Origin of the sequence: Pseudomonas paraeruginosa, from assembly GCF_003025345.2 — a bacterium.
GTDB lineage: Bacteria > Pseudomonadota > Gammaproteobacteria > Pseudomonadales > Pseudomonadaceae > Pseudomonas > Pseudomonas paraeruginosa.
The window spans coordinates 3,413,764-3,426,948 of sequence record NZ_CP020560.1; the positions used below are offsets into that span (position 1 = coordinate 3,413,764).

Annotated in this window: 10 protein-coding genes; 8 read left to right on the forward strand and 2 right to left on the reverse strand. The window is 66.4% G+C overall.

Annotation, left to right across the window (positions count from 1 at the left end; all coding sequences use genetic code 11):
• Position 1 precedes the first annotated feature (1 nt).
• The 8 genes from B7D75_RS16100 (at position 2) to cobA (ending at position 11,335) form a co-directional block, all read left to right on the forward strand.
• A complete protein-coding gene (locus B7D75_RS16100; protein ID WP_003152926.1) occupies positions 2-580 on the forward strand; it encodes an ANTAR domain-containing response regulator in 579 nt (192 codons plus the stop codon).
• A 229-nt stretch (positions 581-809) separates the two neighbouring features.
• On the forward strand, positions 810-1,505 hold the full coding sequence (locus B7D75_RS16105) for a polysaccharide lyase family 7 protein (RefSeq protein WP_012076186.1): 696 nt from the start codon (positions 810-812) through the stop codon (positions 1,503-1,505).
• A gap of 351 nt (positions 1,506-1,856) precedes the next feature.
• Positions 1,857-3,068, forward strand: coding sequence for an MFS transporter (locus tag B7D75_RS16110; protein ID WP_058136030.1), 1,212 nt, complete (start codon positions 1,857-1,859; stop codon positions 3,066-3,068).
• 74 nt (positions 3,069-3,142) lie between these two features.
• Positions 3,143-4,738, forward strand: a complete 1,596-nt coding sequence (locus tag B7D75_RS16115) for a bifunctional protein-serine/threonine kinase/phosphatase (RefSeq protein WP_234420766.1) — start codon at positions 3,143-3,145, stop codon at positions 4,736-4,738.
• Positions 4,739-5,005: 267 nt separating this feature from the next.
• On the forward strand, positions 5,006-7,456 hold the full coding sequence (nirB, locus tag B7D75_RS16120; protein WP_058129349.1) for a nitrite reductase large subunit NirB: 2,451 nt from the start codon (positions 5,006-5,008) through the stop codon (positions 7,454-7,456).
• 51 nt (positions 7,457-7,507) lie between these two features.
• Positions 7,508-7,834 (forward strand): nitrite reductase small subunit NirD, encoded by a 327-nt coding sequence (gene nirD, locus B7D75_RS16125; RefSeq protein ID WP_003098054.1) that lies wholly within the window; start codon positions 7,508-7,510, stop codon positions 7,832-7,834.
• A 25-nt stretch (positions 7,835-7,859) separates the two neighbouring features.
• Positions 7,860-10,586, forward strand: coding sequence for a nitrate reductase (locus B7D75_RS16130; protein ID WP_058129348.1), 2,727 nt, complete (start codon positions 7,860-7,862; stop codon positions 10,584-10,586).
• Between the two features lie 11 nt (positions 10,587-10,597).
• Positions 10,598-11,335: a uroporphyrinogen-III C-methyltransferase gene (gene cobA / locus B7D75_RS16135; protein ID WP_107114219.1), complete on the forward strand. Its 738-nt coding sequence runs from the start codon at positions 10,598-10,600 to the stop codon at positions 11,333-11,335.
• Positions 11,336-11,403: 68 nt separating this feature from the next.
• Here the strand turns inward: cobA and oprF are convergent, their stop codons facing one another.
• The gene (gene oprF / locus B7D75_RS16140) at positions 11,404-12,456 is read right to left on the reverse strand and encodes an outer membrane porin OprF (RefSeq protein WP_003087843.1); all 1,053 of its coding nucleotides are present in this window, start codon (positions 12,454-12,456) and stop codon (positions 11,404-11,406) included.
• Between the two features lie 108 nt (positions 12,457-12,564).
• A complete protein-coding gene (gene sigX, locus B7D75_RS16145) occupies positions 12,565-13,155 on the reverse strand; it encodes an RNA polymerase sigma factor SigX (protein ID WP_003098059.1) in 591 nt (196 codons plus the stop codon).
• Between the last annotated feature and the right edge of the window lie 30 nt (positions 13,156-13,185).

Genomic DNA, 13,185 nt, shown 5'->3' on the forward strand with positions numbered 1-13,185 from the left:
CATGCTGCGTATCCTGCTGATCAACGATACCCCGAAGAAGGTCGGACGCCTCAGGACCGCCCTGCTCGAGAGCGGTTTCGAGGTGGTCGACGAATCGGGGCTGACCGTCGACCTTCCGGCCCGCGTCGAAACATTGCGTCCGGACGTGATCCTGATCGACACCGAGTCCCCGGGCCGCGACGTGATGGAACAGGTCTGCCTGCTAAGTCGCGACCAGCCGCGACCGATCGTGATGTTCACCGACGAACACGACCCGGGCGTGATGCGCCGCGCGATCCAGTCCGGGGTCAGCGCCTACATCGTCGAAGGCATCCAGGCCAGCCGCCTGCAACCGATCCTCGACGTGGCCATGGCGCGCTTCGAGAGCGACCAGGCCCTGCGCGCCCAGCTCCAGGCGCGCGAGGCACAGCTGGCGGAACGCAAGCGCATCGAGCTGGCCAAGGGCCTGCTGATGAAGATGAAGCACTGCGGCGAGGAAGAGGCCTACACGCTGATGCGGCGCCAGGCCATGAGCCGGCAGCAGAAACTGATCCAGGTCGCCGAACAGATCATCGCCATGCACGACATGCTCGGCGGCTGAAGCCCGATGGGCAGCTGGCGATCATATCGCCAGCCACCCTGCTGGCCCCCGGCGCGGGGCGGCGCGGCTATGCTCGGGCGCCCGGCGCGGACCTATCCGTTCTGGGAGTCACCCCCTCGCCACCCTCGACTAGCATGACCAGGGAGGCCCGCAGTGGACGCCCAGGGCTAGGAGCCGCAGGCGTCCGCCCGAACCGCACCGCCTACTCAGCGGTCAGGAGATGCTCAGCATGATCGATCTCAGCACCTGGAACCTCACCATCCCCACCGAGCCCACCCCACAGGTGATCACCACCCAGCAGCTCAACAACGGCTACCAGAGCCAGTATTTCCAGCAAGGCAGCGATGGCGGCCTGGTGTTCTGGGTACCGATCGACGGTTCGCACACCGAGGACAGCACCTACCCGCGCACCGAGCTGCGCGAGACCCAGGCCGACGGCAGCCTCGACAACTGGTACTACTGGCAGGCCGACAACGAACTGCGGGTGACCATGAGCGTCGAGAAGGTCCCGTCGAAGAACAAGGTGATCATCGGCCAGATCCACAGCAAGTCGCCGCAGACCGACGACGGCGAGCCCCTGGTGAAACTGCAGTACTACTACAAGCCGGAGGAAGGTCTCGGCCGCGTGGAGGCGCTGGTGCGCAACCACCCGGACGATTCCTACAGTCGCAACGTGCCGATCCTCGAACAGGTGAGCCTGGACGAGCGTTTCAACTACAGCCTGCGGGTCACCTCAAGCGGCGAGCTGGCGGTACGCGCGCGCAGCCAGGACGGCGAAGAGGACGCCTACTACCAGACCCTGGGCAGCGCCTGGGACAACCAGCTGCTCTACTTCAAGGCCGGTGCCTACGTGAACGACAACGCCGGCGACAGCGGCGAAGGCAGCCGCGTGACCATCTACCACCTGAACACCGCCCATCGCTGATCCACCGCGGCGCACGGATGCGCCGCCCCAGCCCTGTGCAGGCTCCCGGCGCTTGCCACCGGGGCGTGCACACCCAGCCACCCAGGTTTCCCCGCGACCGCTCTACGGCGCGCTCTCGACGACTTGGCAAAGAGCTTGCTAAGTCCAGCCTGACGGTAGCCAACGGCGGTTACCCCTCCCCGACAAAGACGTCGCGCGGCCACTCCTCCGGGAGAGGCCCGTGGCGTCTTCGTCGTTTCGCCCCAGTGCCGGGGCGGGTGGGTGTTCCGCTGTCGGACGCTCACCTTGTAGCGACGCAACTTCCGCCGGGCGGCCATTCCGCCCCCGAATCCGCTGGATACGAGGTGTTCGATGAACAACAGCTTCTGGAAGGCCGGCCATGCGCCGACCCTGTTCGCGGCGTTTCTCTATTTCGACCTGAGCTTCATGGTCTGGTACGTGCTCGGCCCACTGGGCGTGCAGATCGCCGGCGACCTGCAACTGAGCACCCAGCAGCGCGCGATGATGGTCGCCACGCCGATCCTCGCCGGCGCCGTGCTGCGCTTCCTGCTCGGCATGCTGGCCGATCGCTGGTCGCCGAAGAGCACCGGCATTCTCGCCCAGGTCATCGTCATCGCCGCCCTGGCGGCCGCCTGGCTGCTGGGCGTGAACAGCTATCCACAGGCGCTGCTGCTGGGGCTGTTCCTCGGCTTCGCCGGGGCGTCCTTCGCCGTGGCCCTGCCGCTCGCTTCGCAATGGTATCCGCCGCAGCACCAGGGCAAGGCCATGGGCATCGCCGGCGCGGGCAACTCCGGCACCGTGCTCGCCGCCCTCTTCGCCCCCGGCCTGGCCGCCGCGTTCGGCTGGAACAACGTGTTCGGCTTCGCCCTGCTGCCTCTCGTCCTGACCCTGCTGGTGTTCGCCATGGTCGCGCGCAACGCCCCGCAGCGGCCGGCGCCCAAGGCCATGGGCGACTACCTGAAGGCCCTCGGCGACCGCGACAGCTGGTGGTTCATGTTCTTCTACAGCGTCACCTTCGGCGGCTTCCTCGGCCTGGCCAGCACCCTGCCCGGCTACTTCCACGACCAGTACGGCCTGAACCCGGTGACCGCCGGCTACTACACCGCCGCCTGCGTCTTCGCCGGCAGCCTGATGCGCCCGCTCGGCGGCGCCATGGCCGATCGCATCGGCGGCATCCGCAGCCTGCTGATGGTCTACACCCTGGCCGCCATCTGCATCGCCGCGGTCGGCTTCCACCTGCCCAGCGCGATGGCCGCGCTCGGTCTCTTCGTGGTCGCCATGCTCAGCCTCGGCGCCGGCAATGGCGCGGTATTCCAGCTGGTACCGCAGCGCTTCCACAAGGAGATCGGCGTGATGACCGGGCTGATCGGCATGGCCGGCGGCATCGGCGGCTTCTGCCTGACCGCCGGCCTCGGCGCGATCAAGCAAGGCACCGGCGACTACCAGCTCGGCCTGTGGCTGTTCGCCAGCCTTGGCGTGCTGGCCTGGTTCGGCCTCCATGGGGTCAAGCGGCGCTGGCGCACCACCTGGGGCTCGGCGGCGGTCACCGTCGCGCGGGTCTGAGCATGGGCCTGCGCCTGAGCATCGGCGAGGCCAGCGCCTGCGGGCCCCGCGCGGAAAACCAGGACGCACTGCGGGTGGTCACCCCGGCTCCGGCCCTGGCCGCCAGCAAGGGCCACCTGTTGGCTATCGCCGACGGCGTCAGCCAGTGCGCCGATGGCGGCCTGGCGGCGCGCAGCAGCCTGCAGGCACTGGCCCTGGACTACTACGCCACTCCGGAGACCTGGGCCATCGTCCATTCCCTGGACCGCCTGCTGCTGGCGCAGAATCGCTGGCTGCAGGCCAACGGCGGCGGCCAGCCGCTGCTCACCACCCTCACAGCCCTGGTATTGCGCGGCACGCGCTACACACTGGCGCACGTCGGTGATTGCCGGGCCTACCTGTGGCGCGACGGCGAGTTGCTCCGGCAGACCAGCGACCACGTCTGGGAGCAACCGCACATGCAGCACGTGCTGACCCGCGCCCTGGGCCTGGACCAGCACCTGGTGGTCGACTACCTGGAAGGTGAGCTGGAGCCCGGCAGCCAGTGGCTACTGGTCAGCGACGGTGTCTGGGCCACGCTGGGCGATAGCGGCATCCGCAGCATCCTGCGCAACGCCGACGAGCCGCAGCGCAGCGCCGAGGCCCTGGTTCGCGCCGCCCACCTGGCAGGCAGCCAGGACAACGCCAGCGCCCTGCTGGTACGAGTGGAAGCCGTGCCCGCAGGCAGTCTCGGCGACGCCCTCGCGCAACTGGGCCAATGGCCGCTGCCGCCGCCGCTGAAGCCCGGCCAGCTCTTCGAAGGCTGGCGGGTCCGGCAGTTGCTCGGCGAGTCCCGCCAGTCCCTGCTCTATCGCGTCGAGGATGGCCAGGGCCACCCCTGGCTGTTGAAGACCCTGCCCGCAGCGCGTGCCAACGACTCGCTGGCGCCGCAGGCCCTGCTGCTCGAGGAATGGTTCCTGCGCCGCGTCCAGGGCCGGCATTTCCCCGAGCTGCACGGATTGGCGCAGCGCCAGCATCTGTATTACCTGATGCGCGAGCACCCCGGAGAGACTCTCGCCGAGCGCTTGCGCAACCATGGCCCGCTGTCGCTGCCGGAGTGGCTGGGGCTGGCCAACCAGTTGCTGCGCGGACTAGGCCAGTTGCACCGACGCAACCTGCTGCACCGCGACCTCAAGCCGGAGAATCTCCATCTCGGCCGCGACGGCGAGCTGCGCCTGCTGGATTTCGGCCTGGCCTGGTGTCCGGGATTGTCGCGCGAAGACCCCCACCTGCTGCCGGGTACGCCCAGCTACCTGGCGCCGGAGTGTTTCGCCGGCAGTCCGCCCGCGGTGCGCCAGGACCTCTACGCCGCCGGCGTCTGCCTCTACCAGGCGCTGACCGGGCGCTATCCCTATGGCGAGATCGAAGCCTTCCAGCATCCCCGCTTCGGCCGCCCCGTCCCGCCCAGCCGCTATCGCCCGGATCTGCCGGCCTGGATCGACGACCTGCTGCTGCGCGCCGTCGCCTGCGACCCCGCACAGCGCTTCGAGACCGCCGAGGAATGGCTGCTCCTGCTGCAGCAGGGAGAAGCGCTGCCGGCCACGACACCCCGCCCGCTGCTGGAGCGCGAACCGCTGAAGACCTGGCGCGCCATCGCCCTGCTGTCCCTCGCGGCCAACCTGGCGCTATTCCTGGCCTGGCTGGAGAGCTGAGCGGCACCAGTCCGGTGCGCAACGCCCCGGCACAGAGCAGAAAGGCCTCGCGGATCCCGCGTGTCATTCCCGCAAGATCGTGGAGAGGGGCAATATCGCAAGTTGGCACGGCGCCTGCTTGGACTTTCCCGACAATCGACAACACAGCGCCGACCTCAACGACGAGGCGGCGCTTCCCGACCGAACGGGACCTGGACAAAGGCGTCCTGCTGGCAACAGCGGGACGCCTTTTTTGTTTGCGCCAACCTTATGCAGGAGCTCCTCCGCATGAAGAAGATCAAGCTGGTGATGGTCGGCAACGGCATGGCCGGGGTCCGCACCCTGGAAGAACTGCTCAAGCTCAACTCGGACTTCTACGACATCACGGTGTTCGGCGCCGAGCCCCATCCCAACTACAACCGCATCCTGCTGTCCCCGGTGCTGGCCGGCGAACAGACCTTCGAGGAAATCGTCCTCAACGACCTCGACTGGTATGCGGAGAACGGCATCAGGCTGCTCCTCGACCGCAAGGTGGTGCAGATCGACCGGGTCCGCCGCAAAGTGGTCGCCGCCGATGGCACCGAAGCCGAGTACGATCGCCTGCTGCTGGCCACCGGCTCGCTGCCCTTCATCCTGCCGATCCCCGGCAATCGCCTGCAGGGCGTGATCGGCTACCGCGACATCGCCGACACCCAGGCCATGATCGACTGCGCCCGGAGCCACAGCCACGCAGTGGTGATCGGCGGCGGCCTGCTCGGCCTGGAGGCGGCCAACGGCCTCAAGCAGCGCGGGATGGACGTGACCGTTGTGCACCTCTCCGACTGGCTGCTGGAGCGCCAGCTCGACCGCACCGCCGGCAAGCTCCTGCAAGGCGCGCTGGAAGCCCGCGGCATCCGCTTCCGCCTGAACACCCAGACCCGCGAGCTGATGGACAACGGCAGCGGCCGGGTCTGTGCCGTGCAGTTCAACGACGACGACGTGATTCCCGCCGACCTGGTGGTAATGGCCGCCGGCATCCGTCCCAACACCGAGCTGGCCGAAAGCGCAGGCATCCCCTGCAACCGCGGCATCCTGGTCAACGACACCCTGCAGACCTACGATCCGCGCATCTATGCGGTCGGCGAATGCGCCAACCACCGTGGCATTGCCTACGGCCTGGTGGCGCCGCTGTTCGAACAGGCCAAGGTCTGCGCCAACCACCTGGCTCATCTCGGCTATGCCCGCTACCAGGGCTCGGTGACCTCGACCAAGCTCAAGGTGACCGGCATCGACCTGTTCTCCGCCGGCGACTTCATCGGCGGCGAAGGCAGCGAGACCATCACCCTTTCCGACCCCATCGGCGGCGTCTACAAGAAGCTGGTGATCAAGGACGACGTGCTGGTCGGCGCCTGCCTCTATGGCGACACCGCCGACGGCGGCTGGTACTTCCGGCAGATCCGCGAAAACCACAACGTGGCGCAGATCCGCGACCACCTGATGTTCGGCGAGAATGCCCTCGGCGATGTCGGCCACCAGGGCCAGAACAGCGCCGCGAGCATGCCCGACACGGCCGAAGTATGCGGTTGCAACGGCGTCTGCAAGGGCGCCATCGTCAAGGCGATACAGGAACACGGCCTGTTCAGCGTCGACGAAGTCAAGAAACACACCAAGGCCGCCAGTTCCTGCGGCTCCTGCGCGGGCCTGGTCGAGCAGATCCTGATCAGCACCGTCGGCGGCGCCGCCGACGTCAAGCCGAAAAGCGAGAAGGCCATCTGCGGTTGCAGCGAGCTCAACCACGGGCAGATCCGCAAGGCCATCCGCGAACACCGGCTGACCAGTCTCGACGCCGCCATGCGCTTCATGGACTGGAAGACCCCGAACGGCTGCGCCACCTGCCGCCCAGCGCTGAACTACTACCTGATCTCGACCTGGCCGGGAGAGGCCAGGGACGACCCGCAGTCGCGCCTGATCAACGAACGCGCCCACGCCAATATCCAGAAGGACGGCACCTACTCGGTGGTCCCGCGGATGTGGGGCGGTGTGACCAGCGCCGCCGAGTTGCGGCGCATCGCCGACGTCGCCGACAAGTACCAGGTGCCGATGGTCAAGGTCACCGGCGGCCAGCGCATCGACCTGCTGGGGGTGAAGAAGGACGACCTGCCGGCCATCTGGAAAGACCTCGACATGCCCTCGGGACATGCCTACGGCAAATCCATCCGCACCGTGAAGACCTGCGTCGGCAGCGAGTTCTGCCGCTTCGGCACGCAAAACTCGACGCAACTGGGCATCGACCTGGAACACGACCTGTTCAACATGTGGTCGCCGCACAAGGTCAAGCTGGCGGTTTCCGGTTGCCCGCGCAATTGCGCCGAGGCCGGGATCAAGGATGTCGGCATCATCGGCGTGGACTCCGGCTGGGAGATGTACATCGGCGGCAACGGCGGGATCAAGACCGAGGTCGCGGAGTTCTTCGTCAAGCTCAAGACCGCCGAAGAGGTGCGCGAATACAACGGCGCCTTCCTCCAGCTCTACCGCGAGGAAGCCTTCTATCTGGAGCGCACGGTGCATTACCTGCAGCGGGTCGGCATGGCGCATATCCGCAAGGCGGTGGTCGAGGACGCGGAAAACCGCAAGGCACTCAACGCCCGCCTGCAATTCGCCCTGTCCTTCGAGCAGGACCCATGGAAGCAGCGCATCGAACAGCCGCTACTGAAGAAGGAGTTCGAACGGATTCCGCTCAAGCAACTGGAAAACGTCTGAAGCCCTTGCCCGGGCCGTCCCACGGCGGCCCTTCCCAACCGGAGTAAACCGATGAACTGGCTGGATATCTGCGCCCTCGATGAAATCAACCCGCTGGGCTCGCGCGTGGTCGCCGGCCCGAAAGGCGACATCGCCATCTTCCGTGCCGCCGACGACCAGGTCTTCGCCCTCGATGACCGCTGCCCGCACAAAGGCGGCCCGCTGTCCCAGGGCCTGATCTACGGCAAGCGAGTGGCCTGTCCGCTGCACAACTGGCAGATCGAACTGGAGAGCGGCGAAGCCGTGGCCCCGGACCAGGGCTGCGCCCATCGCCACCCGGTGCGGGTGGAAAACGGACGGGTGCTGCTCGGCCTGGACAGCGTGGCGCTGTGCGCCTGATCTCTCGACGATAACAGGAGCGAGCATGCCGACAGACTCCCCGCTGCGCACCACCGCTTCGACCTGCTGCTATTGCGGCGTGGGTTGTGGCGTCCTGATCGAACACGACGGCGAACGCATCCTCGGCGTACGAGGCGACCCGCGGCATCCGGCCAACTTCGGCAAGCTGTGCAGCAAGGGTTCCACCCTGCACCTGACCGGCGACCTCCAGGCCCGCGCGCTCCATCCCCAGTTGCGCCTCGGCAAGCAACTGGCGCGGGCTCGCAGCGACTGGGACAGTGCCCTGGATCATGCCGCCGGGCGTTTCGCCGAGACCATTCGCGAACACGGGCCGGACAGCGTGGCCTTCTATATATCCGGCCAGTTGCTGACCGAGGACTACTACGCCTTCAACAAGCTGGCGCGGGCCCTGGTCGGCACCAACAACATCGACAGCAATTCGCGCCTGTGCATGTCCTCGGCGGTGGTCGGCTACAAGCGCAGCCTGGGCGCCGACGCACCGCCATGCAGCTACGAAGACCTCGACTGCGCCGACTGCGTGCTGATCGCCGGCAGCAACATGGCCTTCGCCCATCCGATCCTGTTCCGCCGCCTGGAGGCCGCCAAGGCGGCGCGACCGGAAATGCGCATCGTCGTCATCGATCCGCGGCGCACCGATACCTGCGAACTGGCCGACCTGCACCTGGCGCTGCTCCCCGGCACCGACGTCGCACTGTTCCACGGCCTCCTGCACATCCTGCTCTGGGAGGACTGGATCGATCGTTCGTTCATCGCCGAGCACACCGAGGGTTTCGCCGCCCTGAAAGACCTGGTGCGCGACTACCCCCCCGCCGCGGTCGCCGACCTCTGCGGCATCGCCATCGCCGACCTGCAGCGCTGCGCAGAATGGATCGGCCGCTCGCCGCGCTTCCTCTCGCTCTGGTGCATGGGCCTCAACCAGTCGAGCGCGGGCAGCGCGAAGAACTGCGCGCTGATCAACCTGCACCTGGCCACCGGCAAGATCGGCCGTGCCGGATGCGGGCCGTTTTCCCTCACCGGCCAGCCGAACGCCATGGGCGGCCGCGAGACCGGCAGCCTGGCCAACCTGTTGCCCGGCCATCGCGACGCCGCCGACCCCGCGCATCGCGCGGAGGTAGCCCGCCACTGGGGCGTCGAGACACTCCCCTCGGCCCCCGGTCTCAGCGCCATCGAGCTGTTCGACGCGGTTCATGAAGGCCGGATCAAGGCGCTCTGGATCGCCTGCACCAACCCCGCGCAGTCGCTACCGGACCAGCGCAGGATCCATGAGGCGCTCGCGCGCTGCCCCTTCGTGGTGGTCCAGGAAGCCTTCGCCACCACGGAAACCTGTCGCTACGCCGACCTTCTGCTTCCAGCCGCTTCCTGGGGAGAAAAGGAAGGTTCGGTGACCAACTCGGAGCGCCGCGTCAGCCATGTCCGCCGGGCCGTAGCCCCGCCCGGCGAAGCCCGCCAGGACTGGCAGATCGTCTGCGACTTCGCCCGCCGCCTGGAGCACCGCCTGCGTCCAGGCCAGCCCAGCCTGTTCGACTTCGCTGACAGCGCCAGCCTGTTCGACGAGTACAAACGACTCACCGCCGGGCGCGACCTCGACCTGGCGGGACTCAGCTACGAGCTGCTCGACCGCCTGGGGCCGCAGCAATGGCCATTCCCCGCTGGTGCCGAGCAGGGCACCGCGCGCCTTTATGGCGACTGGCACTTCCCCACCGCATCGGGGCGCGCCCAGTTGATCGCCGATCCCTATCGCGCCCCGCAGGAAAGGCGCGACGCCCGCTACCCGCTGACCCTCAATACAGGACGGCTGCGCGACCAATGGCACGGGATGAGCAGGACCGGTACCTGCGCGCGGCTGTTCGGCCACGAGGGGGAAGCCCTGGTACACCTGCATCCCGAGGAACTGCGCCGCCGCCAACTGCAGGAAGGACAGTTGGTTCGCCTGAAGAGCCGGCGTGGCGACCTGGTCCTGCCGGTGGGCGCAGACGACTCGGTGCGCCCCGGCCAGGCCTTCCTGCCGATGCACTGGGGCGACCGCTTCCTCAAGGGGCTGGGCTGCAACGTACTGACGGTGCCAGCCTTCGATCCCCTGTCGAAGCAGCCGGAACTCAAGCATGCCGGGGTACAGGTCGAGTCCGTCGAACTGCCCTGGCGCCTGTTCGCCCTGGTCGAGATCGATATCCAGACGCGTTTCGAAGCCCTGCGCCCGCTGTGCGAAGCCTTCGACTATGCCGGTTTCAGCCTTGCCGGAGGCGAGCGCCCGGCCCTGCTGATCGATGCAGCGCATCGCGAAGCGCCGGACAGCACCCTGCTGGAACGCATAGACCGCCAGCTCGAGCTGCTCGACGGACCGATCCTCGCCTACGACGATCCGCGACGGGCGATCGGCAAACGCGTGCGCCTCGAAGACGGGCGCATCGTCGCCGTCCGGCTCGCCGGCGAAACCCTCGCCCGCGACTGGTTGAAAGAGCTCTGGCTTACCGGCCGGGCCGATAGCGAGCTACGCCGCTGGCTGCTCGCCCCACTCGGCGCGGCACCGGGACGACCCAGCCAGGGTGCGGGCGGCAAGACCCTGTGCAGTTGCCAGAACGTCAGCCAGCAAACGGTGCTCGGCGGCATCGCCCGCGGATTGGACCTGGACGGATTGAAGCGCGAGTTCGGCTGCGGCACCGGCTGCGGCTCCTGCGTACCGGAAATCAAGAGACTGCTGGCGGCCCCCCGGCCCATGGCGGCGAATGCCTGAGGAGAACGACGATGAGCGGTAAGGTCTGGCTGGTGGGTGCGGGTCCCGGCGATCCGGAACTGTTGACCCTGAAGGCAGTTCGCGCCCTGCAGGACGCGGATGTGGTGATGGTCGACGATCTGGTCAACCCGAGCATACTGGAGCACTGTCCGTCCGCCCGGCTGGTCCGGGTCGGTAAACGCGGCGGCTGCCGCTCCACCCCGCAGGACTTCATCCAGCGCCTGATGCTGCGGCATGCCCGCCAGGGGCGCAGCGTGGTACGCCTGAAAGGCGGCGATCCATGCCTCTTCGGCCGCGCCGGCGAAGAAGCCGAATGGCTGGCCCGGCACGGGATAGACAGCGAGATAGTCAACGGCATCACCGCCGGGCTGGCTGGCGCCACTGGCTGCGGCATACCGCTGACCTACCGCGGCATCAGTCGCGGCGTGACCCTGGTGACCGCGCATACCCAGGACGATAGCCCGCTGGCCTGGGAAGCCCTTGCGCGTAGCGGCACCACGCTGGTGGTCTACATGGGCGTAGCCCGTCTCGCGGAAATCCAGGCCGGGCTGCTGGCTGGAGGCATGGCCGAGGATACGCCGCTGGCAATGATCGAGAACGCCACCCTGGGCAACCAGCGCGAGTGCCGCAGCAACCTCGGCAAGTTACTGCGGGACGCCGGACGTTTCGCCTTGAAGAGTCCGGCGATCCTGGTGATCGGCGAAGTGACCCGCGGCATCGTGTCGCAACCGGTTTCCCTGAGCGCCTGACGAGCGGTCTTTTTCCAGGCAAAGAAAAACCCGGCCTGGGCCGGGTTTTTCTTTGAAGGCTCCGCCGATTACTTGGCTTCGGCTTCTACTTCGGCTTCAACGCGACGGTTGATAGCGCGGCCTTCAGCGGTGGCGTTGTCGGCAACCGGGCGGGACTCGCCGTAACCGACAGCGTTCACGCGACCACCTTCCACACCGTACTCGTTGACCAGTACGTCACGAACGGCGTTGGCACGACGCTCGGACAGCTTCTGGTTGTAAGCGTCGGTACCGACGGAGTCGGTATGACCTTCAACGGTGGTGGAAGTGGACGGGTACTGCTTCATGAAGTCGGCCAGGTTCTTGATGTCAGCGTAGCTGTTCTCTTTGACCTTGGACTTGTCGAAGTCGAACTTCACGTCCAGCTGTACGCGTACGACTTCGGCGACAGCCGGGCAGCCGTTGGCGTCAACGGTGACGTTGGCCGGGGTGTCCGGGCACTTGTCGACGTTGTCGCAGACGCCGTCGTTGTCGGAGTCGGAGCAAACGTCGGCAACCGGTTCCGGAGCCGGAGCGGCTTTCGAACCACCGAAGTTGAAGCCGACGCCCAGGCCAGCCATCCACTCACCCTGGTGACCGTTGTCACGCTTCTCCAGGCCGTACTGGCCGTCGAGGCTGGCCTTGGCGAAGAAGTTCTCGGTGAAGTAGTACTTCAGACCAGCGCCGATGTTGGCCATGGTCATCTGCTGACGGCCTTGGCTGTCGCTGTTGATGTTGGTGATGTTCTGGTGAGCCAGACCAGCCGACACGTACGGACGCAGACCTACGCCCGGGGTACCGAAGTGGTAGATGGCGTCCAGGGAGGTCAGGTTGCCATGGACCTTCTTGTTGCCGGTTTCGTAGGTGCCACGAACATCGTGGTACTCACCGTAGGACAGAGCCAGCTCGACGTCGTCGGTCAGGAAGTAGCCGATCGAGCCGCCGTACAGGTCAGCGTTCTTCATGTTGCGAACGCTGTCGGTGAAGTAGCGCTTGCCGAAGGCTTCGATCTCTACCGAGTTCTGGCCCTGGGCGAAGGCGTTCATTGCCGAAGCGGCAACCAGCGAGCCGATGACAACGCCTAAGGTGTTCTTCAGTTTCATCCGTTAAATCCCCATCTTGATGGTCAGTTAGTTGTCCAACAATCAGCCGCACAACTTGGGTGGCAAGTTTATCAGAACTTCCCGCATAGAGAGACAATATTTACCCAACTATGTTTCGGTCGCATCTGAAAACTTTTCGCGCAGGCGGTCCAGTGCCCGCTTGTAGCGCATTTTCGTCGCACTCAGACCCATGTGCATGATATCCGCTATCTCCTGAAACTCCAGTTCCGCGACGAAGCGAAGAACCAGAATCTCCCGATCAATCGGATTGACATGGACGAGCCAACGGTCCAATCCGCCCCGTTCCTCCACCTTCGGCGACTTCTCCTCGGAAGCCTCCTCCAGCGGGTCGAGGCTGAGCGCATCCATCAATCGGCGCTTTCGGCGCTCCTTGCGGTACTGCGTGATGCACTCGTTGTACGTGATGCTATATAGCCACGTTTTGAACTTCGACTTGCCCTCAAAGTTCTTGAGGCCGTACAAAACTTTCAGCATCACCTCCTGGCACACGTCGTCCGCGTCACGGTCGTTGCCCAGGTAGCGGGCGCAGACGTTGAACAGCGTGCGCTGGTAACGCCGCATCAATTCCTCGTAGGCGCGCGTCACGTGGAACAGCTCCGAGTGCGCACGCTCGACCAGCTCTTCGTCGGAAAGCTGGCGTGGGTCATACCGCTGTGACAGGGGGTGAGGCTTATTCAAGTGAGATCAGGCCAGTCATATCGTAAGCCG